We start from the raw sequence: 22,386 nt of genomic DNA on the forward strand, positions 1-22,386 counted from the left end.
TTCAACCGGCGATATTCCCGATAAGTGGGTCACTTTTAAACCGGCGTTGACACCTGTCACCTTTACCATTGCCTACAGGTTTACCAATTAGCACATGGGAGGCGTTGCGGGCCTACATGGAGTACGAGGTGAATAGCTTGGAGGAAATTCAAGTGTCGCAAGAGCTACAAAAGCCCGGCGAACCTCCTTGGGAGGGCGTGCATACTTTTTATAATGCCCGGGAGCGCATGCGCCAGCGTCGCAAGCAAGGAGACGTCAGTTGGTCTTACCCATTTTTCTGGTATTGCTACCACCTACTTACTCTCTGGACTTTGCCAAACCATTTGACGGAGTGGGAGGTGCGCAAGGTCCAACGCCTTAACCGGCGGGCAACGCCAGAATCGATGCAACAGTGGTCTGAGCCGTTGCTGCAAGACCAATGGGCAAAGCCCAGTGACGAACTGAAACGCCAAAGCAGTCGTGTACTTGAGTTGCAAAAAGCACACCCCGGCAAGTCTACCTTGGAAATTTTTGCGCTTGTAAGTGAAGAGGCTAATGCCGAAGGAACGATGACGGCATGACGAACGAACACGGCGCTCGGTTTGAGGCTTTTCCTCAAGAGCCTCAATCAAAGCTCACGGCCAAGTTTCCGGCACCACAAACACTCGGTCTGCTTCCCGCCAGCTCCCCGCTTGAGGGTCTTTACGCATGATGGCGAACAGTTGTGGTATGGATCTGCTCTCGACACGCTCCAGAGCCTCCCGAGTATGTGCTGCATCTGGCGCCTCACTCTGAAACCAGTTGCCAATCCAGTGCGGCTTGTTGAGCACAGCCCAGCGTGATGTGTTCAGTGCTTTCGCGTCATGAACGTACATCCAGCGCCCGTGCAGATGCTCTTCTGGAACATAATCTGGTGCTAGCGCGTGTCCGTCATCGGGATAGAACAAATATCCCGGCATGAAAATTCGTGGCGTTAGCGGGCCTGTAATACCTGATTCTGAGAGCGTTGTGAGTGTTTCCGGCAACCAGGTGCGGCGGCTTTGCTGTTCGACTAGGCTGGTTGTTTTCAGATCTAGCCGGTCACGGGCATTGGGGCCATACCACTGAGTGGGGCCGTGTTGCTCGGGCACGCCGAGGTAAAATTTGATCGCAATCTCGTGGTGCTCAATGCGGTCGTCTGCCCGGTTGTGTACCACAAAATCCAGCTCGCCAATTGTGCGACCACTTGATTGGATTTGTTGGTTCTTCAGCAGGATGGGCCAGCCAAGCAGATCTTCCAGCATAACCTGATACAGTCGCTCGAAATAGAAGCCCAACCTTCGTTGCGGTGGTTCACTTAACAGTGGTGGTGCGACGCTTGTGTCCTGATCCCAAGCCTTAAGAATATCGGGATAGTTCGATGGCAGGTTTTGTATGGGCTCAAACGTGATCGGCGAGCGCATGAGTTGTGGAGCTTGGCACAGCCATGCAAGGTGCCTGATTGCTGGCGTTTGATACGATTTGATCAGCTCAGAGGCGAGGTTTGCATTCATTCGCCCAGAATACCGTAAACTGTTCGTTAATAAAGGTGCGAGTGTGCCGCTGAATGATTACCGAATCACGAAGGCTCCTCCCACGAAGCAATAGAAAATAACAGGAGAAAGTATGCAATACCTACATACAATGATCCGCGTAAGCAATCTTGATCAAACTCTGCATTTCTTCTGCGACCTGCTCGGCATGATCGAAATTGATCGTAAAAGCAGTGACAAAGGCCGATTTACCTTGGTGTTTTTGACGGCACCGGAAGATGAAGCCCAAGCACGTGAAGATCGGGCTCCGATGCTGGAATTAACCTATAACTGGGATCCCGAAGAGTACCCAGGTGGTCGCAACTTTGGTCATTTGGCGTACGGCGTGGATAATATTTATGCCTTGTGTGAGACGCTGCAGGCTAACGGTGTAACCATCAATCGTCCGCCTCGGGATGGGCGTATGGCGTTTGTTCGCACGCCAGACAATATATCCATAGAATTGCTGCAGAACGGCGAACCGCTGGCGCCCAAAGAGCCTTGGGTTAGCATGGAAAATACGGGAACCTGGTAAGTAGGGCCATTCAGTTTGAAAGAATTGAAGATGCGTCAAAACGCTCATAGAATCGTCAGAGTATTGAAGGAAAAGTTGTTGGTATAACTTCTAAAGCATCAGGATGATGCGATTAAACAGGGAAATGTTTCATGGAAGATTGGCAGGGATGCCTGACCCCTCTATGTCAGACTGCGTTGCTGTGGGCCCGCGAGGATGTTGATCGTCGTGGCGGCTCCATAATCACGGTTGAAGACTTTTTACTTGCGCTGCTGGACTCCAGCCCTTCCGTAAGCCACTTTCTACGTGGCTCTGGTGTGGATATGGATGAGCTGATCCGTACCATCCAGTGCGAGCAGCCCATTGTTACTGAAGTAGGCGGTGAAGGCCTGCTCTCTTCCCAATTAATCTACTGGTTGGCCACGGCGAGGGAAACCTTTGATACGCCTGCTTGGTTGGATTGGCCGCAACTTCTGGAGGTGCTCGCAAGACATGCGGAGCGTTTGCAGGAGAAAGCATACGTTGCGGTTCTTGAACTGGTTTTACGCTGGCCAGCACCGGATGATCTGGATGGTGGCGAAGGGGGGTTAGAGGGGGCAGGTATTGAGGAGCATGAGGTCTCGCCTGTTGTAATCACCGACCTGAAATGGATCGAGCTGGCGGAAGATGTCTCCATCACTTTGGTCGCAACACCTGATGCGCTGGTTTGGGTCCGGGGTGAGCGCGGTGGCGGCAAGTCCGCCTGGCTGCGCGCTCTTTTGTCGTCGCTTGCACAACCTTATGTTGAAATGGATTTACGTTGCGAAGCCGAGCTGATGGCCAACGAGCTTCCCGTTATCCCCGCTGCTACGAAAAACTCTTGGCCAGTCCTTGTACTGGATAACGTAACACCAGCAGACCTTCTGATGTTGATGGATCGCCCGTTTGGTCTAGCGTCAGAATTGGTTCTTCGGTGGCAGGGGGCTGTGGTGCTTCTAGGGCCGGATTCGCTTGGTAGTGGCGAAAGCCACCTGGTTTTGGGGCAGCGGCTTGGGCGGGCCCTAGAGGTCTTTGATATTCCGCTTTCTAGTGTGATGCAGCGCAAGGCTATTTTGGTTGCTCATCAAGCTGTTATTGAGCGCCGCTGGAACATTCATATACCCCATTCCGTTATTCAGTTCGCGGCCTCTCGGCGTAGCCGATGCGTCAGTACGCCAGGTGGCATGCTGCAGTGGGTAGAGCGGGCCGCTGCGCGCCTGGAGATTTTTGCTCGGCGCGGGCCGGCAAGTTCAGTTTCGCTTTCCGGGCAAGCGGATACGCTCCGGCGCCAAAGCCTTGTTGCTATGGCGCGGCACGAGCCGTTGGATGACATTGAACAGTCACTTGAAGAGGTACACCTACTGCGCACCGCTTCGGAAATAGCGTGGTACGAACGTAAAGCCACGGGAACACTTTGCCAACTTACAATGGAAGATTTGCGCCAGGAACTGGAGCGCTGGGTTGCAGCAAGGCCCGGGCCGGTTCAGTATGTGCTGCATTGTGATCATCAGCATGGAGAATCTGCGAGTGCAGGATCTGGAAATCTACATTCGTGACCTAGAGGCAGGCGCAGTTTGCCAGTGGCTGAAGAGTCATGTTGAGCAGTTGGTTCTAAATGACAGCGATGTGTCGGCCGTTGCTAAAGGCTCTGCTTGTTACGGTGAAGACCGTTTGAAAATAACGCTGTATCCACGGGCTTTTGGTAAGCGATTTACCTCATTGATCATAGAAGGCGATCGGCTGCCTTGGAGTACTGATTTGGATTGCGCTCGTAGCGCATGGCGAGCCATGGATACAGAAATGCGCTGCAGCCCCGGGGAGTGGAAAGAAGGGGAGCCGGTAGAGGATGAGAAGTGGTGGCGGCTGGATAGCCGGGGTGAGCAGCTCGTCGTTTGGAACTGAACCATTGAGAACAAAAAAAAGGCAACCCGTGATCAGTAACGGGTTGCCTTTTTTCACATCAGCAAACGTTTCACTCGCTTAGAATAGAAACGTTGTCTGCCTGTAGACCCTTATCCGCTTCAACCACGCTGAAACGAACCAGCTGGCCTTGGCGCAGAACCCGGCGGCCACTTCCGCGAATAGCACGGAAGTGAACAAAGACTTCATCCCCGCTGTCACGAACAATGAAGCCGAATCCTTTTTTAACGTTAAACCACTTAACAGAGCCTTCTTCGTCGCCTTCGGGGCTGTTGTCATCATAGTCAGCATCATCGTCGATGTAGTTCTGGTTAGAGCTCTGATTCCGTGACGGTGAGCTACTGCGTGACGACGTGCTGCGCGCAGGCTGCTGCTTGGCTGCGATGGTGACGGCCAGAAAACCGGCAATGCCGAAAACGATGAAGCCGATAATGTATGCGGCGATACCCTGAGCGCTGCCGAGAATAAACGGCGTGCTTTGGGCCAGTTCGCTGTCCTGGGATTGAGACAGAATCTGGAACAGTTCTGGGGTAAAAGAAACCAGCAGAAAGCCAAGTATGAACGGGGCGGGAATGGCGATCAGAATAGCAACAAGGATCGCTTTGGCTGGATTACGCATTGACTGATAATTCTCCATTTCTTATTAACGCTGACGATAAAAAACCGGATATCGGGTAAAATTACTTATCCGGCCAGTGAATACCGCCTGATTTCCGGGAATGCGGAAGCTCTGGCGGGCAAAAGCGGCATGATAACAGATTATCCCAGCGGCTGACCAAGCTTCACCTATCCACGCGAACGATTTATGCGACGGAGTTTCAATACCCGATGAGCCACAACGATCTGCAAGCCAGAATGGACGAGCTGGAAACACGGCTTGCCTTCCAAGACGACATCATTAATACCCTGAGCGAACAGGTGGCAAAGCAGGAGATGGATATCCGCGAACTCTGGAACGCAAAACGGTTGCTGCACAACCAGTTAAAAGAGGTCGCACCTTCCAATATGAAATCTGAAGAGGACGAAACACCTCCGCCGCATTACTGATACCTTGAAACAAAGAACCGAAGCATTGGCTCCGGTTCTTTATGCTAAATGCTAATCAGTTCCCGAACAGATCTGTCAGGCTAGCAACTCCACCAGGATTTGCTCGTAGATTCTGGATAACGTATCCAGGTCTTCAGCTTTCACGCACTCGTTTACCTTGTGAATGGTGGCGTTGATTGGGCCTAGTTCCACTACCTGCGCTCCGGTGGGTGCGATGAAGCGCCCGTCCGACGTGCCACCTGAGGTGGAAAGTTCGGTTTCGCGCCCGGTCACGTTGCGGATGGCGCTCTGGCTGGCAGACACCAGTGCGCCCTTATCGGTAAGGAAGGGGCGGCCACTGAGGTGCCATTGCAGATCGTACTTGAGGTTGTGCCGGCCAAGAATCGCCACCACTCGTTCTTCAAGGCTTTCTGCTGTGTTTTCAGTGCAGTAACGAAAGTTGAAATGCACCAGGCACTCACCGGGGATGATATTGCTACCGGTGCCAGCCTCCACTTTTGTGATCTGAAAGGTTGTGGGGGGGAAGTAGTCGTTGCCGTTATCCCAAAATTCATTGGCCAGCGTATGCAGGGCGGGTGCTACGGTATGAACGGCGTTATCTGCCAGGTGGGGGTAAGCCACGTGGCCCTGAACCCCTTGCACCGTTAGGTAACCGTGCAATGACCCGCGCCGGCCGTTCTTTATCACGTCACCGACTTCTTGAGTGCTGGAAGGTTCGCCAATCAAACACCAATCCATCTTTTCAGAACGGGCTTCCAAGGCTTCGATGACCTTCACCGTGCCGTTCTGTGCGGGGCCTTCTTCATCGCTGGTGATGAGCAGCGCGATAGAGCCGCGATGATCTGGGTGGGTGCTTATAAATCGCTCACAGGCGGTGACGAATGCCGCGAGGCTGCCCTTCATGTCTGCCGCGCCACGGCCATGTAGAAATCCGTCTTTGATAACAGGATCAAACGGAGGGTGTGTCCAGTTTTTTTCTGGCCCTGTAGGAACCACGTCAGTATGACCGGCAAACGCCAGCACCGGCCCCTCTGAACCTTTGCGGGCCCAGAGATTGTCGGTATCACCAAAGCGCATGTTTTCGCCGGTAAACCCCAAGGGGGCCAGCCGAGACATCATCAACTCCTGACAGCCAGAGTCATCAGGTGTAATCGATGGCCGGCTAATTAGGTCGATAGCCAGTTCGAGCGTTGGGGAATTAGTTGTTTGCATGCAGTTCTTCGTTCAGCTCAATGGCGGATTGGTTGGTTTTGCATTCAACTGCACCGGTCTGGCTATTGCGGCGAAACAGCAGGTCTGGCTTGTTAGCCAGGTCGCGGGCTTTGATGATTTCTACCAGCGTATTGCTGTCATCCAGCAAGGCCACTTTGGTGCCGGCGGTAATGTACAGGCCGGCTTCAACCTTGCAGCGATCGCCCAATGGAATGCCGATACCTGCATTGGCGCCAATCAGGCAGTTTTCGCCAACGGCAATAACCATGTTGCCACCGCCGGATAGGGTGCCCATGGTGGAGCAGCCGCCGCCAAGGTCAGATCCTTTGCCTATCATCACACCTGCAGAGATGCGCCCTTCAATCATGCTGGTGCCTTCGGTGCCAGCATTGAAGTTGATAAAGCCCTCGTGCATGACGGTTGTACCTTCGCCCACATAAGCACCGAGACGCACGCGCGCGGTGTCTGCAATGCGAACACCTTTGGGTACTACGTAATCGGTCATCTGTGGGAACTTGTCTACCGATTTGATTTCCAGCGTTCGGCCTTCCATGCGGGCCTTGAGTTGGCGCTCGGGCAGTTCGTTCAGGTCGATGGCACCTTCGTTGGTCCAGGCTAGGTTTGGTAGCAGGCCGAAGATGCCGTCGAGCTTCAGGCCGTGAGGCTTGGCCTGCCGGTGGGAAAGTAGATGCAGTTTGAGGTACACCTCCGGCGTGCTGGAAGCGGTGTCGTCGGTTTCTAGCACAGTGACCACCACCGGGCGCTCGCTGCTGGCGGCTTTCTCCGCGAGCGATGCCTGGTCGATCGCACCGGTTTGGCGCAGAGCACTGGCAAGCTGCGTCAGTTGCTCGGCGGTTGCATGGATGGCTTGATTACCGCCCCTATAATTTAGGGAAGTCTCTACCACATCGATCAGTTCTGTTTCTGGTGTCATGATTGGCTGCGGATAAAACACTTCCAGCCATTCGCCCTGATTATTTTGGGTGCCAATACCGATACCGAATGCAAAACTCATGTGGCAATTGTTCCTGTTTAGTTGATTAGTGTTGCCCACTTGTTGGCGTTAAAGCCGACAGAAATAGAACCTTCATGCTCGACTACAGGTCGTTTAATTATGGAAGTGTTCTCCAGCATGATGTCATGGGCAGATTGGGCATTAATATTATCACGAACCTCGTCGCTGAGTTTGCGCCAGGTTGTGCCTCGGCGATTCAGCAGAGTTTCCCAGCCTACAGCTTCTTCCCATTGGTTGAGCTGAGCTTCGTTGAGACCGTCTTTTTTAAAGTCGTGAAACTCGTAAGAAACCCCCTGTTCATCCAGCCATTTCCGGGCTTTTTTGACGGTGTCGCAGTTCCGTATGCCGTATAGCTTCATAACTCAGTTTGCCTGTACAAATTCAACAATGCGTTTCGCGGCTTCAACACACTCTTCCAGTGGTGCAACCAAGGCCATGCGAACTCGATTTTCCCCTGGGTTGTAACCGTTTATTGTGCGAGATAAATAGCGACCGGGTAGAACATGAACGTTCTGTTGCGCCGACAGTTCCCGCGTAAAGGTTTCGTCATCCATTGGCGTGGTCGGCCAGAGGTAGAAGCCAGCACCAGGGAAATCCACGCTCATGACTTCACGTAGAATGGGTACAACCGCTTCAAATTTAGCCCGGTAAGCTGCCCGGTTTTCACGTACATGCTCTTCATCTTGCCAGGCCGCAATGCTGGCGAGCTGGTTATGAATAGGCATGGCGCAGCCATGGTAGGTGCGGTAGTTCAGGTAGCCTTTTAAAATATTCGCGTCCCCCGCAACAAAACCGGATCTCAGCCCCGGTAGATTGCTGCGCTTTGAGAGGCTGTGAAAAACCACACAGCGCGCAAAGTCGTGCCGGCCTATAGCTGCGCAGGTTTGCAGCAAGCCTTCGGGTGGGTTTTTTTCATCGGGGTAGAGTTCGGAGTAGCATTCGTCTGAGGCAACAATGAAGTCGTGCTTGTCTGCCAGTGCGATAACCCTTGTTAGGGTTTCTCGGGGCATAACGGCACCGCTGGGATTGCCCGGGGAACACAGGAATAGCACTTGGCAGTCTCGCCAGGTGGATTCTGGTACTGTGTCAAAATCCGGAATGAAACCGTTGGAGCCATCGCAGGGCAGATAAACTGGCGTGGCGCCAGCCAGAAACGCCGCCCCTTCATATACCTGATAAAACGGGTTTGGGCTAACAACCGTTGCCTGCTTGCTCGCATCAACTACGGCTTGCACCAGCGAGAATATAGCCTCACGCGTGCCATTCACCGGAACTATGTTTCGATTCGGGTTCAAGGATCCTGTCTGCAATTGAAAGCGCCGTGTGGCCCACTGACTGATTGCCTCTCGCAGCTCGTCTAGGCCTCGGGTGGTGGGGTAGTTAGCCAGCCGGTCTAGGTTGTCGGCAATGACCTGTTTCACAAAGTCAGGGGAGGGATGCTTTGGTTCGCCGATGCCCAAGGAAATGGGTGTCAGATGATCTGGCGTAGATATGCCCGCCTTGAGTTTTGCCAGTTTTTCAAAGGGGTAGGGGTGAAGCTTATCCAGGTTTGGATTCATTGAATATCATCCAGCATTTTACATAGGTCCTGCTGCAGAGTGCGGCATACAGAGGGATCGCTGATAGGTTCGCCTTGTTCGTCGGTAACAAAGAACACGTCTTCCACTCGCTCGCCCAGGGTGGCGATTTTGGCATTGCTCAAGCGTATACGGTGATCCAGAAACACTTGCCCAATCCGGGCCAGAAGGCCAGGGCGATCTGGCGTCACCACTTCAATGACCGTGCGCTCGTTGATGGTGTCATTGGAAAACACCACTTCGGTTGGGAACGCAAAGTGTCTAAGTTGCCGTGGTGTGCGCCGGTGAATGATGTCGGGGTAGTCTTCTGGGTCGTCCAACTCTTCTATTAGCCGTTTACGCACCCGCTCTTTGCGGGCTGGATCCACACCCAATGGTTGGCCTTTTTCGTCTAGCACTACATAAGAGCTGAGTGTATAAGGGCAATCGTTTGAGCTGATGCGTGCATCCACAATGTTCAGGTTGAGCTGTTCCAATACCGCCGTTGTCGCGGCAAAGAGGGTTGCCCGATCGTTCATGTACATGGTGATTTGGGAGTAGCCATCGCTAGGGCCACCGAGGGTATCCCGGATAAGCACCAGCGGCCCGGGCGTATCGCCATGGTTGATGATGGCAGCGGTTTGCCAGGCGATATCAACGGTTGAGTCCTGCAGAAAGTAGTCCTCATCAACCGTGTCCCAGATGGCATCGATCTGCTCATCGGTAATGTTCTGGGCATGAAGGATTTCACGGGCCTCAGACTGCGTCGCCAGAACCCAAGCCTGCCGGTCAACCGGAATCTCCGTGCCACGTCGTAAGGCGCGCTTTGCCTCGATGTACAGCTGGCGCAACAGGGAGGCCCGCCAGGTATTCCAGAGCTTGGGGTTGGTCGCACTAATGTCGCACACGGTCAGGATATACAAGTAATCCAAATGTGCCTGGCTGGGCACTGCGCGGGCGAAGGACTGGATGATATCGGGGTCAGAAATATCCTTGCGTTGGGCGGTCATGGACATCAATAGATGATTTTCCACCAACCAAGACGCAAGTTGGGTATCGCGCTCACCAAGATGATGGCGCTGGCAGAAAGATTCAGCGTCCTGGGCACCCAGTTCAGAATGATCTCCACCCCGGCCTTTGGCAACGTCGTGATAAAGGCCGGCAATATAGAGCACTTCGCGTTTGGGCAGTCCGTGAATCAGCCGGGCCGCCAAGGGATAGTCTTCGGCTGCTTCTGGGTTGCCGAGCCGTACCATGTTCCGGATAACCCGCATGGTGTGGGCGTCAACGGTATAAATATGAAAAAGGTCGTGTTGCATCTGGCCAATAATTTGGCCGAATTCCGGAAGGTAGCGGCCCAATACGTTGTATTTCTTCATGGCGGATAGAGATTCATCCACCGCATGGGGTGTTCGTAGCAGTTCCATGAACAGGGATGTCACGGCCAGATCTGCCCGGAAGGCGTCATCAATCAGATGCCGGTGGGCTCGTAAAGACCGAATGGTGGTAGCGCGAATGCCCTTTATTTCCGGATGCTGAGCCATCAGCACAAAGATTTCCATTATCGCGTAGGGCGAGTAGGCAAACACCTGGTTGTTTACCGCTTCTATATAGCTGCTGCGAACCTGGAAGCGATTGTTAATGGGCTGAATGTCGTCTTCGGTGCCTGTGCCGAGTATCGCCTCGTCGTAGTACTGCAAAATAACGTCGGCAAGCTCTGCCAGAGCCAGCACGGCACGGTAATAGGATTGCATCATCAGCTCTACATCGAGCCTTTTCCCTTCGTCTTTGTAGCCCAGCATTTGTGCCAGAGCGCGCTGATGGTCGAACAGCAGTCGGTTTTCATTTCGGTCTGCAATCAGTTGGAGCCCGTAACGCAACTGCCATAGAACAGTCTCACCCTCGAACAGAATCTGGTGTTCCTCGTCAGTGAGGATGCTAAAGCGAGTTAGATCTGCAATGTTTTGCAGGCCAAAGTGTCGCTTGGTAATCCAGCCGATGGTCTGGATATCTCGCAGTGCACCTGGGGAGCTTTTCACGTTGGGTTCTAGGTTGTACTCGGTGTCGCTGTACTTTTTGTGGCGCCGTTTCTGCTCTTTACGCTTGGCAATAAAATAATCGCGATCTGTAATGATGTTATCGGAGTAGGCTTGTTCGCTGAGCTCTTTGCGTAGCTCGTCTGGGCCAGCAATAGTGCGAGTTTCCAGCAGGTTGGTCAGCGTGGCTACATCGACCCTCGCTGCGGCTTTGCTTTCTGCAATACTGCGAACGCTATGGCCAATGTCGAGCTTTAGATCCCAAAGCAGCGTGATAAAGGCACCAAGGTCTTCCTGCCAGTTCGACTCGGTGCCATTGCGAGTTAAGATTAGCAGGTCGATGTCTGAGTGGGGGTGTAGCTCACCGCGCCCGTAGCCGCCAACGGCGATTAGTGCGATATCGGGTGAGCTGGAAAAGGGGTAGCGGTTCCAGATCAGTCTCAGCACGGTATCAATGGTATCGGCCCTGGAATGAACCAGAGCCCTTACATCCGCGCCTTGTTTAAAGGCTTCTGCATCTGCGTTGTAGCGCTGTTTTAGCAGCGCCCTGGCTGCCATAACCGGGGATGTATCTCCACTGATTCTGGCCTCCAGCTCCGGGTGTTCCACTTAGAAAGACTCCTCCGATCGTTTGGTTAGCACTTCATAACCATCGGCTGTCACCAAAATGGTGTGCTCCCATTGCGCCGAGAGTTTGTGATCTTTGGTGACCACGGTCCACTGATCCGGTAGTAGCTTGGTGTGGTACTTGCCTTGGTTGATCATAGGCTCAATGGTGAAAGTCATGCCTTCCTTTAGTTCCAAGCCAGTGCCAGGTTTGCCGTAGTGCATAACCTGAGGTTCTTCATGAAACACCTTGCCTATGCCGTGACCGCAATAGTCCCGCACCACGGAATAGCGATGCTTTTCGGCGTGTTGCTGGATTACGTGGCCGATATCGCCTAGGCGTGCGCCGGGCTTAACCAGCTCCATGCCTTTATAGAGGCATTCCTGAGTGATCGTAATGAGGCGCTCTGTGCCTGGCTTTGGCTTTCCGACAATCCACATCTTGCTGGTATCGCCGTGGTATTCATTCTTTATAACGGTGACGTCGATATTTACGATGTCGCCATCCTTTAGAATTTTCTTCTCTGAAGGTATTCCGTGGCAAATAACATGGTTGACCGAAATGCACACGGATTTTGGAAAGCCTTTGTAGTTCAGCGGGGCAGGGATGGCTTCCCGCTCGTTTACAATATAGTTATGGCAGATTTGGTTGAGTTCTTCGGTGGAAACACCTGGCTTCACGTGTTCCCCGATCATTTCGAGAACCTCAGCCGCCAGGCGTCCGGCTACGCGCATCTTTTCAATTTCTTCTGGAGTCTTGATCGATACTTGCATTGGGCTTCCCGTTGATATTTAGCAAACCTCCATTTTAAGGGGCCTGCGCTCAGGGTACAAGGAAGCCTTGGTGCAAAATTAATAGCGCGAGGCCCGCGTTTTGTGGTATAAACGCGCCCGCTGGAAACGATTCCGGCAAATTCGCACACGTGTCAGCACGTTGCCCCAGGGTGCCTACTCCCGCTTTTATTGCTGTAAAGGGAGCCTGGTTGGGGTAATTGGACGCGTGGAGGACTAACCCGAAGCTACATTTAAGGTAATTATCATGGCTCAGGTAAATATGCGTGACCTGCTCAAGGCAGGTGCTCACTTCGGTCACCAGACTCGTTATTGGAACCCGAAAATGTCGAAGTTCATCTTCGGCGCCCGTAACAAGATTCACATCATTAACCTTGAACAGACTGTTCCTGCCATGAATGAAGCGCTCGACTTCGTTCAGAAACTGACAGAGAACAAGAACAAGATCCTGTTCGTGGGCACTAAGCGTGCTGCGGCCAAGGTCATCAAGGAAGAAGCAGAGCGTTCCGGCCAGCCTTTTGTTAACCACCGCTGGCTCGGCGGCATGCTGACCAACTACAAAACCATCCGTCAGTCGATTCGTCGCTACCGCGATCTGGATGCCCAGAGCAAAGACGGCACCTTCGACAAGCTGACCAAGAAAGAAGCTCTTGAGCGCACCCGTGAAATGGACAAGCTTGAGCGCTCCATTGGCGGTATCAAGGATATGGGTGGTCTGCCCGACGCCATGTTCGTTATCGACGTTGATCATGAGCGCATCGCTATCAAGGAAGCCAACAAGCTGGGCATTCCTGTTATCGGTGTTGTAGATACCAACAGCAACCCTGATGGCGTTGATTACGTTATCCCGGGTAACGACGATGCTATCCGCGCGATTCAGATTTACGTGAAGGCCGTTGCAGATACCTGCCTGGAAGCAACGCAGGGCGGCGCTGACGAGTTTGTAGAAGTCGCTGAAGAACCTGCAGGAGCCGCTCCGGCTGCAGAGTGATGCTTAAGCGTCACTTTTGAGATATAAGGCATACCTTGGCGTGTTTCCGGGTATGCCTCCCTACCGAATTCGGAAAAGTTAAGAGGATTGGACATGGCTGCAATTACCGCTGCAATGGTCAAAGAGCTACGCGAGCGTACTGGCCTGGGCATGATGGAGTGCAAAAAGGCGCTGGTTGAAGCTGGCGGAAGTGTAGACGCGGCAATTGAAGAGCTGCGTAAGTCTTCAGGCCTGAAAGCTGCCAAGAAAGCCGGCCGCACCGCCGCTGAAGGCGTGTCGCTCATCAAGATCTCCGACGACAACACTGTTGCCTACATTCTGGAAGTAAACTCCGAGACAGACTTCGTTGCCCGTGACGAAAACCTTTTGGATTTTGCTAATGAAGTTCTGGGCGTTGCCTTCGAAAACCGCGAGTCAGATGTTGCTAAGCTGATGGAAGGTGATCTGGAATCCAAGCGCGAAGCGCTGGTTCAGAAAGTTGGCGAGAACATCACGGTTCGCCGTGTGGTAGAAATTAAAGGCCCGGTTGTTGGTGGCTACGTTCACAGCACTAACAAAATTGCCTCGGTTGTTGCTTTGACTGCAGGTACCTCTGAGCTGGCTCGCGACATCGCGATGCACGCTGCGGCCGTTAATCCGCGCGTTGCCAAGCCAGAAGACATGCCTGCTGAAGAGCTGGAAAAAGAGAAAGATGTCATCAAGGCCCAGCCGGACATGGAAGGCAAGCCTGCCGAAATCGTTGAGAAAATGATGGGCGGTCGCATCAAGAAGTTCCTCAAGGAGAACAGTCTTGTTGAGCAGCCTTTCGTAAAGGATCCCGAGCAGACCGTAGGCGAGCTGATCAAGTCTGCTGGCGGTGAACTGGTCGGTTTCGTTCGCCTGGAAGTGGGTGAAGGCATCGAGAAAGCAGAATCGGATTTTGCTGCTGAGGTTGCTGCGGCAGTCGGTGCAAGCAAGTCCTGATTTCTTTCTAGGCGCTGTAACTGCGAGTTACAGCGCTATCTGAGTCTGCCACGTTGGCCGGTGTGTTCCGGCTCTCGTGGCGGGCTTGTATCTGAGATGCCCCTTTTTTTAAGGGATATGTCAAATGCAAGCCTGCAACGCGTCCCACGCCGGATAGCAGTCAACAGACGAAAAGGGGATCAGTATGTCGACACCACCGAAAAACCAACCAAGATACAATCGTGTTCTGCTCAAGCTCAGTGGTGAGGCCCTTTTAGGGGAGCATGAATTCGGTATTGATCCCAAAGTTCTTGATCGTATGGCCCTAGAGATCGGTGCGTTAATTGGCATCGGCGTTCAGGTGGGCCTGGTGATTGGCGGTGGCAACCTGTTCCGCGGCGCTGCGCTCAGCGAAGCTGGTATGGACAGGGTTACCGGTGATCATATGGGTATGCTGGCAACCGTGATGAACGGCCTGGCTATGCGCGATGCTCTAGAGCGTTCGAACATTCGCACCCGCGTAATGTCGGCTATCCCCATGAGTGGTATTGTTGAGCATTATGACCGCCGTCGTGCGGTTCGCGATCTGAAAGACGGCGATGTAGTTATATTCTGCGCGGGTACCGGCAATCCTTTCTTTACGACAGATTCCGCTGCTTGCCTGCGCGGAATTGAAATTGAAGCAGACGCGGTGCTGAAAGCGACTAAAGTAGATGGTGTGTATTCGGCTGATCCGCATCTAGACCCCACCGCAGAGAAGTATGACAACCTGACTTACGATGAGGTGCTGGATAAAAAGCTGGGCGTAATGGATCTGACGGCCATTTGCCTGGCACGGGATCAAGGTATGCCACTAAGGGTTTTCGATATGAATCGTGCAGGGGCGCTGATCCGCATCGTGACCGGTGAGAAAGAAGGTACACTGATCGAATAACGGGTTTGATGATAGCCCGACGAACGAATTGAGGATGATTACGTGATTGACGATATTAAAGCTGAAGCCGAAAAAAAAATGACCAAGAGCCTGGAGGCTCTGAGTTCGGCGTTCAATAAGATCCGGACCGGCCGTGCCCACCCGTCTATTCTGGACAGTGTGATGGTTAACTACTACGGTCAGGAGACGCCGCTGAAGCAAGTTGCCAGCATAAACGTGGAAGATAACCGCACTTTGACCGTGTCGCCTTGGGAAAAGAACCTCGTGCCTGTTATCGAGAAAGCTATCATGTCCGCCGATCTTGGCCTGAATCCGGCTACCAGCGGTGATCTCATTCGTCTTCCTATGCCAATGCTGACCCAAGAAACCCGTAAGGACATGGTCAAGCAGTCGAAAGCGGACGCAGAAAATGCTCGTGTATCCGTTCGGAACGCTCGTCGAGATGCCAACAGCATGATGAAAGAACTGTTGAAAGAGAAAGACATCAGCGAAGACGATGAGCGCAGAGGTGAAGACGAAATTCAGAAGCTGACAGATCGCTACATCGCAGACGTCGAGAAGATGCTCAAGGCTAAAGAAGAGGATCTGATGGCGGTTTGATCGCCTCGGTGCACTTGCAAGCTAAACCACGGCCATCAGAGGGTTTTCTGTTGGCCGTACAGGGGATTTCATGACGGAAACCGTATCCGCAGAGATTCCGGTGTCGGCTGATAGTCGGCCCCGGCACGTAGCCATTATCATGGATGGTAATAACCGGTGGGCAAAAGCACGCCGATTAAAAGGGGTAGCAGGACACAAGGCTGGAGTGGATGCAGTAAAAGCTGTTGTTGAAACCTGTGCCCGTGAGGGTGTTGAGGTGCTTACCTTGTTCGCTTTTTCAAGCGAAAATTGGCGTCGCCCACAAGATGAAGTGACGGCTCTTATGAAGCTGTTTGTTTTTGCGTTGGAGCGAGAAGTCAGAAAACTGCACAGAAATAATATCTGTTTGCGAATCATCGGAGATCGCTCCGCGTTTAACACAGCTCTGCAAGAGCATATGGCTAAGGCCGAGGAGCTTACCCGCAATAACACCCGAATGACGCTTGTTATTGCCGCAAACTACGGCGGTCACTGGGATATCGCCCAGGCAACACAAAAGGTTGCCAAAATGGTGAAGGGCGGCGAGCTCGAGCCTTCAGACATTACCGATGATCTTATCCAGCAACACCTAAGCATTGGCAATCTCCCCATGCCGGATCTTATGATTCGTACGGCAGGCGAGCAGCGAATTAGCAATTTCATGCTTTGGCATTTGGCTTACACCGAGTTGTATTTTTCACCGGTATTCTGGCCTGACTTCAAAGAAGACGAGATGCGTAAAGCGTTACAGGCCTATGTTGGACGCCAGCGTCGCTTTGGTCAGACGGATGACCAGATTGCAGCCAAATCGTCACAAAATAACGAATTATAGCGACCTCATATTGTGCTAAAAACCCGAATTATCACCGCTCTTATTCTTGCTCCCATCGCTATAGGGGGTGTTTTTTTCTTGCCACCGATGGGTTTTGCACTATTTACCGCTGCGATCATTACGCTGGGTGCTTGGGAATGGGCCAATATGTCCGGCCTTGAGCAGCAACCGGGCCGGATGGGTTATGCCGCGCTGATCGCAGTCATTTTGTATGGTCTTATTGATGTGTCTGCCGTTGCGGTGCTCTGGCTTGCTCTTCTTTGGTGGGTTGTTTGTTTTGTTTTGGTTCGCAGTTACCCTGCAGGTTCAGAGCGCTGGGGCAGTGTTCCCGCCAGAGCGCTTATGGGCGTATTGGTTCTAGTGCCAGCGTGGATTGGCTTGAACCACCTTCGCACGGGTGGTTTTCAGTTTGGCGATACGGATAACAATTTGCTGGTTATTCTGTATGTGTTCTGTGTTGTTTGGGTTGCAGACATTGGTGCTTACTTTGCTGGCCGTGCCTTTGGGAAAGCCAAGCTCGCGCCGAGAGTTAGTCCGGGTAAGTCCTGGGCAGGTGTATGGGGCGGACTGGCGGCTGTTGGAGCGTTTGCCTTGGTTGCGAGTGTCCTTGTTTCAGCGAGTGCTGCTGAAGCCGCCTTGCTGGTCGTTGCAAGCTTAGTAACCGGCTTGGTCTCGGTACTTGGAGATCTTCTGGAAAGCATGCTTAAGCGCTTCAGAGGCATCAAAGACAGCAGCCGACTGTTGCCCGGCCACGGTGGGATTATGGATCGTATCGACAGTCTTACCGCCGCAGCTCCGGTGTTTGCGCTTATTATCACCCAGCTTGGCTGGCTGACAGCTGGGCACGTGTGAGTATGGCCAACCGCTTAATTACAGTGTTGGGGGCTACGGGATCAGTCGGGCTCTCCACGCTAGATGTCATCCGCCGCCACCCAGGGCGGTTTTCTGTGTATGCGTTAACAGCCGGCACTCGTGCCGAAGAGCTTGCGGCGCTCTGCCGTGAATTTCGCCCAAAAGTCGCAGTAATGGCAGACGCAAAAGCCGCCCAAACATTAGCGGAATTGCTTGCAGATCTCCCATACATTACTGTTCTGAATGGTGAGCCTGGATTATGCGAGGTGGCTTCGGCTCCGGAAGCTTGTACCGTTGTGGCCGCTATAGTGGGTGCTGCTGGGCTGGCGCCAACGCTCGCTGCAGTGCGCGCGGGTAAGCGCGTATTGCTGGCTAACAAAGAAGCGCTGGTTATGTCCGGGAAGCTGTTTATGGACGCTGTGGCGGCCTCTGGCGCCGAGTTGTTGCCCATAGACTCCGAGCATAATGCGATTTTTCAATGCCTGCCGGCCGAGAAGGTTCGCGATCCGGTTGGGGCTGGCATTACCCGGATTCTTCTCACCGCGTCTGGAGGACCCTTTCGGGAGCACAGTGCGGGAGATCTGCGATCAGTTACGCCAGAGCAGGCCTGTGCTCACCCAAACTGGTCCATGGGACAGAAAATCTCCGTGGACTCTGCAACCTTGATGAACAAAGGTCTCGAGCTGATTGAGGCTTGCTGGCTGTTCAATACTACGCCGGATCGCATCCAAGTTCATGTGCACCCGGAAAGCATCATTCACTCCATGGTAGAGTATGCCGACGGCTCTGTACTGGCTCAGCTAGGAAGCCCGGATATGCGAACGCCCATCGCCAACGGTTTGGCGTGGCCTGAACGTATTGATGCTGGGGTGGCACCGCTGGATCTGTTCACAATAGGGCGCTTTCATTTTGAACGGCCGGATCTGCTGCGCTTTCCTTGCTTGCGGTTAGCGGCGGAGGCGTTCGAGGTGGGCGGCACTGCACCTGCAGTGCTGAACGCGGCGAATGAGGTTGCGGTAGACGAGTTTCTGAAGGGTAACTTGGCTTTTACTGACATTCCGGTTGTTATCGAGAGAACCCTGTCGGCAACGCCTGTGGCGCCTGCAGACAGCTTTGATGTCATCTTCGCGAAGAACTCAGAGGCGCGGCAGCGGGCCAGGGAACAGATCCACCTGTTATCTGTCTGATATTCAGTAAAGATTTCCGCCGGGTTGGCGCTTAAACCAGGAATGCTATGCAGATTATTCAAACCATATTTGCTCTTGCGCTGACTCTGGGGATACTCGTTACCCTGCATGAGTATGGCCATTTTTGGGTGGCACGCCGATGTGGCGTGAAAGTACTGCGCTTTTCTGTGGGTTTTGGTAAGCCACTGTTCTCGTGGTATGACCGCCATGGCACTGAGTTTGCAATAGCGGCCATTCCGTTGGGCGGCTACGTGAAAATGCTCGATGAGCGAGAGGGGCCGGTTCCCGACGAACTCAAGGATCAGGCGTTTACCTCCAAGGCGCCTTCTCGGCGGATTGCTATTGCTGCCGCTGGCCCTGCTGCCAACTTCATTTTTGCCATCTTTGCTTACTGGTTACTTGGCGTGGTGGGTGTTACCCACGTTGCGCCAATTGTCGGTGATGTTGCTGGGCAAAGCGTTGCCCAAAAGGTCGGTTTGCGCGAAGGGATGGAAATTTACGCTATAGATGGGCACCGGGTAAGTTCCTGGCGCGACGTGAATATGCGCATTCTTGAGCGCGCAGGGGAGCAGGGCCAGATCACCCTCGGCGTGTCCGAGGGTGGCGCACGAGGAACCTTAAGCGGTGAGCTTGGCGGTTGGGGCCTTAGCGATGAAGCCCCTGACCCGATTGGTGAGTTTGGTATTGTACCTTGGCGGCCAGATGTGCCCGCCGTACTTGGTCAGATTTCAGAAGGCGGCCGCGCCCAAACTGCGGGTCTTCAGGCGGGGGATCGCATCCTCGCGGTGAATGATGCGCCCGTGGGCAACTGGTTTGAGTTGGTCGAATTTATTCGCAACGCACCCGAGCAGGCACTGGCGCTCACTGTTGAGCGTGCTGGGGCCGAGCAATCCGTGCAAATTACGCCAGCGGAGAAAAAACAGGATAATGGCGAAGTAATCGGGTTTGTAGGTGCTGGCGTTGCAGCTATTTCCTGGCCAGACAATGTGCTGCGGGAAGTTCGTTACGGCCCCTTGGCGGCGATCCCCATTGCGCTGGATGAAACCTGGGCCGATACCCGCCTTACGCTTGTAGCTATCAAAAAGATGGTTACAGGGCTGCTTTCACCCAGTAACCTCAGTGGCCCGATTACGATTGCCCGGGTGGCCGAGGCCAGTGTCACTTCTGGGTTTGAAGATTTTGTTCGGTTTTTGGCTTATCTCAGTGTCAGCCTAGGCATTCTAAATCTGTTGCCGGTGCCGGTTTTGGATGGTGGTCACATCGTGTATTACACCATCGAAGCAATCCGCAAAAAACCGCTCTCGGATGGGGTTCAGGCCTTAGGATTACGAATTGGTATGGCAATGATCCTCACATTAATGGTGTTTGCTCTTTACAACGACCTGATGCGGTTGTGAGAATTGCGGGCTCCTTACGCGCATTAACCAGGCGAAATAATTGAATGAGACGTTCTCTTCTAGGTTTAGCCGTTGGCCTCGCTGTTGCCGCAACCGGCATGAAGCCAGCATTTGCAGATGAATTTACGGTTGCCGATATTGAGGTGGAAGGCTTGCAGCGTGTTTCTGCGGGTACTGTGTTTTCCGCTTTCCCCATCAATATTGGCGAACAGATGGACGAAACCGAGCTGGCAGACTCGATCAAATCACTATTCCGGACTGGGTTGTTCACCGATATAGAAGCCAGCCGCGACGCCGGTATTCTTATCCTTACTGTGCGGGAACGCCCCTCGATCACCTCGATCGAAATTGACGGCAACAAGAATATTGAAACCGACATGCTCATGGACGCCCTTGCTGGCGCTGGGCTTCAAGAAGGCCAGGTGTTCCGCCGGGCAACTCTAGAACGGCTGGAGCTTGAGATATTGCGCTCCTACATCGGCCAAGGGCGCTACAACGCTCGGGTAAAGGCAACCGCTGAGGTGCTGCCACGTAACCGTGTGGCGATTCGCCTGGATATTAACGAAGGTACGGTTGCTGCCATCCAGCATATTAACCTGGTGGGTAACAAGGATTTCGGCGATGAACAGTTGCGCGATTTGTTCGAGCTACGCACCAGCAGTTGGTGGAACTCCCTCACTAACTCAGACAAATACGCGCGGGAGCGCCTGAGTGGTGATCTGGAAACGCTGCGCTCTTTTTACCTGGACCGTGGTTATCTGGATTTCAATGTGGAATCCAGCCAAGTTTCTATTTCGCCAGACAAACGGCAGGTTTTCATCGCGATAGCGTTGAACGAAGGGCCGCAGTACACGATCTCGGAGATCAGGCTCCGGGGTAATCTTATTGTGGGTGAAGAAGAGCTGAGAGAACTGATACCGGTGGATGAGGGCGACGTATTTTCTCGCGCCCGTATGACGGCTATCTCGGAGACACTGTCATTCCGTCTAGGCAAAGAAGGCTATGCGTTTGCGAACGTGAATGCCGTACCTGAGCCAGGTGAAGACAATACGGCAGCTGTTACCTTTTTTGTTGAGCCGGGCAAACGAGCCTATGTTCGTCGGGTTAACTTCGACGGCAACGTATCTACCCGCGACGATGTTCTGCGTCAGGAAATGACACAGATGGAAGGCGGCATTGCCTCTTCGGATCGCATTGAGTTTTCCAAAACCCGCCTCGAACGGCTTGGTTTTTTCCAAATGGTCAATGTAGACACAGTTCCTGTACCAGGGACAGACGATCTCGTTGATGTGAACTACTCCGTCGAAGAACAGCCAACGGGCAGCCTCTCGGCATCCGTAGGCTTCTCTCAGGATTCTGGTGTCATTCTGGGTGCTAACGTGTCTGAAAATAACTTTTTCGGCACAGGTAAGCGCGTATCGTTTGGCGTAAACGTGAGTGACTCGGTTAAGAGCGCCAACATCTCCTATATGGATCCTTACTACACGGTAGACGGCGTAAGCCGCGGGTTCAGTGTGTTTGCCCGTGAGACCGACTTCGAGCAAGAGGACATCACGTCCTACCTTCTGGATGAGTATGGTGGCCGTGTTACGTTTGGCTATCCCACCGATAATATTACGAGATTGAACTTTGGTCTGGGCTATACGCTCTCGAAGATTAAAGGGGGCGTGTTTACGTCTAAGGAAGTGACTCGGTTTATCGATGAGGAAGGTGATTCCTTCAATAACTACTTCCTGTTTGGTAGCTGGAGCCGTAGTACTCTGAATCGGGGCGTGTTGCCAACAGACGGCTACAGTCATTCGCTGTCCCTTGACGTTGCCGTGCCAGGCAGTGACCTTACGTTCTACAAGGCCAGCCATAAAACCGATTTTTACTTTCCGATCACAGACACCAATCGCTGGATTGTGCGCACGAGAACCGAAGTTGGTTATGGTGATGGCTATGGCGATCGCTCGATAATGCCGTTCTACGAGCATTATTATGCCGGTGGCTATGGCTCGGTTCGGGGCTATCAGGCTAACTCATTGGGTCGGCGTGCGGAAAATGCAGATAACGATTTTTCGGATCCTGATCCGTTCGGTGGTAACCTCCTGACCGAAGCTTCTTTGGAACTGATCTTCCCAACACCGTTTGCCGGTGATAGCCGGTCCATGCGCACGGCGTTCTTTGTGGATGCCGGGCAAGTGTTTGACCCAGACCGAGGGTTTGAGGCAGATCCAGAAGAACTGCGCTTGTCGGCCGGTATCGGCTTTCAGTGGATTACGGCCGTAGGCCCGTTGGCCTTCAGCCTTGCAAAACCGCTGAATGATAAATCTGGCGACGATACTCAGATATTCCAGTTCTCGCTTGGCCAAACATTCTGATTTAGATATTTGAGAAATACAAACG

At 53.1% G+C, this 22,386-nt stretch carries 22 protein-coding genes; 14 read left to right on the forward strand and 8 right to left on the reverse strand.

What is annotated here, in order from left to right; all coding sequences use genetic code 11:
- Window positions 1-128: 128 nt before the first annotated feature.
- Window positions 129-560 carry a hypothetical protein gene (locus ACTH3S_RS07335; protein WP_441808365.1) on the forward strand — a complete coding sequence of 144 codons (432 nt, stop codon included), beginning with the start codon at window positions 129-131 and terminating at the stop codon, window positions 558-560.
- 54 nt (window positions 561-614) lie between these two features.
- Here the strand turns inward: ACTH3S_RS07335 and ACTH3S_RS07340 are convergent, their stop codons facing one another.
- A complete protein-coding gene (locus ACTH3S_RS07340) occupies window positions 615-1,511 on the reverse strand; it encodes a DUF1853 family protein (protein ID WP_441808366.1) in 897 nt (298 codons plus the stop codon).
- Window positions 1,512-1,623: 112 nt separating this feature from the next.
- On the opposite strand from ACTH3S_RS07340, the gene ACTH3S_RS07345 reads away from it, so the two are divergent.
- The 3 genes from ACTH3S_RS07345 (at window position 1,624) to ACTH3S_RS07355 (ending at window position 3,963) form a co-directional block, all read left to right on the forward strand.
- A complete protein-coding gene (locus ACTH3S_RS07345; protein WP_441808367.1) occupies window positions 1,624-2,064 on the forward strand; it encodes a VOC family protein in 441 nt (146 codons plus the stop codon).
- Between the two features lie 131 nt (window positions 2,065-2,195).
- Window positions 2,196-3,617, forward strand: coding sequence for a hypothetical protein (locus ACTH3S_RS07350; protein ID WP_441808368.1), 1,422 nt, complete (start codon window positions 2,196-2,198; stop codon window positions 3,615-3,617).
- Entirely contained in the window at window positions 3,589-3,963 is a 375-nt protein-coding gene (locus tag ACTH3S_RS07355; RefSeq protein WP_441808369.1) for a hypothetical protein, read from the forward strand. The genes ACTH3S_RS07350 and ACTH3S_RS07355 overlap by 29 nt, the downstream gene beginning before the upstream one ends.
- Window positions 3,964-4,033: 70 nt before the next feature.
- Here the strand turns inward: ACTH3S_RS07355 and ACTH3S_RS07360 are convergent, their stop codons facing one another.
- Window positions 4,034-4,600, reverse strand: coding sequence for a cold-shock protein (locus tag ACTH3S_RS07360; RefSeq protein WP_441808370.1), 567 nt, complete (start codon window positions 4,598-4,600; stop codon window positions 4,034-4,036).
- A 209-nt stretch (window positions 4,601-4,809) separates the two neighbouring features.
- On the opposite strand from ACTH3S_RS07360, the gene ACTH3S_RS07365 reads away from it, so the two are divergent.
- Complete coding sequence (locus tag ACTH3S_RS07365; protein ID WP_071264017.1) at window positions 4,810-5,028, forward strand: SlyX family protein; 219 nt, start codon at window positions 4,810-4,812, stop codon at window positions 5,026-5,028.
- Window positions 5,029-5,103: 75 nt separating this feature from the next.
- Here ACTH3S_RS07365 and dapE read toward each other — a convergent pair whose 3' ends face one another.
- Genes dapE through map form a run of 6 tightly spaced genes read right to left on the reverse strand, consistent with a single transcriptional unit; the run spans window position 5,104 to window position 12,227 of the window.
- Complete coding sequence (gene dapE, locus ACTH3S_RS07370) at window positions 5,104-6,240, reverse strand: succinyl-diaminopimelate desuccinylase (protein ID WP_441808371.1); 1,137 nt, start codon at window positions 6,238-6,240, stop codon at window positions 5,104-5,106.
- Window positions 6,227-7,255 carry a 2,3,4,5-tetrahydropyridine-2,6-dicarboxylate N-succinyltransferase gene (gene dapD, locus ACTH3S_RS07375; RefSeq protein ID WP_441808372.1) on the reverse strand — a complete coding sequence of 343 codons (1,029 nt, stop codon included), beginning with the start codon at window positions 7,253-7,255 and terminating at the stop codon, window positions 6,227-6,229. The genes dapE and dapD overlap by 14 nt, the downstream gene beginning before the upstream one ends.
- A 17-nt stretch (window positions 7,256-7,272) precedes the next feature.
- A complete protein-coding gene (locus ACTH3S_RS07380; RefSeq protein ID WP_441808373.1) occupies window positions 7,273-7,614 on the reverse strand; it encodes an ArsC family reductase in 342 nt (113 codons plus the stop codon).
- A 3-nt stretch (window positions 7,615-7,617) separates the two neighbouring features.
- Window positions 7,618-8,814, reverse strand: a complete 1,197-nt coding sequence (dapC, locus tag ACTH3S_RS07385) for a succinyldiaminopimelate transaminase (protein ID WP_441808374.1) — start codon at window positions 8,812-8,814, stop codon at window positions 7,618-7,620.
- Complete coding sequence (locus tag ACTH3S_RS07390; RefSeq protein WP_441808375.1) at window positions 8,811-11,456, reverse strand: [protein-PII] uridylyltransferase; 2,646 nt, start codon at window positions 11,454-11,456, stop codon at window positions 8,811-8,813. The genes dapC and ACTH3S_RS07390 overlap by 4 nt, the downstream gene beginning before the upstream one ends.
- The gene (gene map, locus ACTH3S_RS07395; protein WP_441808376.1) at window positions 11,457-12,227 is read right to left on the reverse strand and encodes a type I methionyl aminopeptidase; all 771 of its coding nucleotides are present in this window, start codon (window positions 12,225-12,227) and stop codon (window positions 11,457-11,459) included.
- Between the two features lie 265 nt (window positions 12,228-12,492).
- Here map and rpsB point away from each other — a divergent pair, with 265 nt between their 5' ends.
- The 9 genes from rpsB (at window position 12,493) to bamA (ending at window position 22,361) form a co-directional block, all read left to right on the forward strand.
- Window positions 12,493-13,236: a 30S ribosomal protein S2 gene (gene rpsB / locus ACTH3S_RS07400; RefSeq protein WP_441808377.1), complete on the forward strand. Its 744-nt coding sequence runs from the start codon at window positions 12,493-12,495 to the stop codon at window positions 13,234-13,236.
- A 93-nt stretch (window positions 13,237-13,329) separates the two neighbouring features.
- Window positions 13,330-14,199, forward strand: a complete 870-nt coding sequence (gene tsf / locus ACTH3S_RS07405; protein WP_441808378.1) for a translation elongation factor Ts — start codon at window positions 13,330-13,332, stop codon at window positions 14,197-14,199.
- 184 nt (window positions 14,200-14,383) lie between these two features.
- Window positions 14,384-15,112 carry a UMP kinase gene (pyrH, locus tag ACTH3S_RS07410; protein WP_441808379.1) on the forward strand — a complete coding sequence of 243 codons (729 nt, stop codon included), beginning with the start codon at window positions 14,384-14,386 and terminating at the stop codon, window positions 15,110-15,112.
- A 42-nt stretch (window positions 15,113-15,154) separates the two neighbouring features.
- Window positions 15,155-15,712 carry a ribosome recycling factor gene (gene frr / locus ACTH3S_RS07415; protein ID WP_441808380.1) on the forward strand — a complete coding sequence of 186 codons (558 nt, stop codon included), beginning with the start codon at window positions 15,155-15,157 and terminating at the stop codon, window positions 15,710-15,712.
- 70 nt (window positions 15,713-15,782) lie between these two features.
- Window positions 15,783-16,562: a polyprenyl diphosphate synthase gene (uppS, locus tag ACTH3S_RS07420; RefSeq protein ID WP_441808381.1), complete on the forward strand. Its 780-nt coding sequence runs from the start codon at window positions 15,783-15,785 to the stop codon at window positions 16,560-16,562.
- Between the two features lie 12 nt (window positions 16,563-16,574).
- Window positions 16,575-17,414, forward strand: a complete 840-nt coding sequence (locus ACTH3S_RS07425) for a phosphatidate cytidylyltransferase (RefSeq protein WP_441808382.1) — start codon at window positions 16,575-16,577, stop codon at window positions 17,412-17,414.
- Between the two features lie 2 nt (window positions 17,415-17,416).
- Complete coding sequence (gene ispC / locus ACTH3S_RS07430) at window positions 17,417-18,601, forward strand: 1-deoxy-D-xylulose-5-phosphate reductoisomerase (RefSeq protein ID WP_441808383.1); 1,185 nt, start codon at window positions 17,417-17,419, stop codon at window positions 18,599-18,601.
- Window positions 18,602-18,648: 47 nt separating this feature from the next.
- Complete coding sequence (gene rseP / locus ACTH3S_RS07435) at window positions 18,649-19,998, forward strand: RIP metalloprotease RseP (protein ID WP_441808384.1); 1,350 nt, start codon at window positions 18,649-18,651, stop codon at window positions 19,996-19,998.
- 44 nt (window positions 19,999-20,042) lie between these two features.
- On the forward strand, window positions 20,043-22,361 hold the full coding sequence (bamA, locus tag ACTH3S_RS07440) for an outer membrane protein assembly factor BamA (RefSeq protein ID WP_441808385.1): 2,319 nt from the start codon (window positions 20,043-20,045) through the stop codon (window positions 22,359-22,361).
- The last annotated feature ends 25 nt before the right edge of the window (window positions 22,362-22,386 follow it).

The organism is Marinobacter sp. (genome assembly GCF_052094685.1).
Lineage (GTDB): Bacteria > Pseudomonadota > Gammaproteobacteria > Pseudomonadales > Oleiphilaceae > Marinobacter.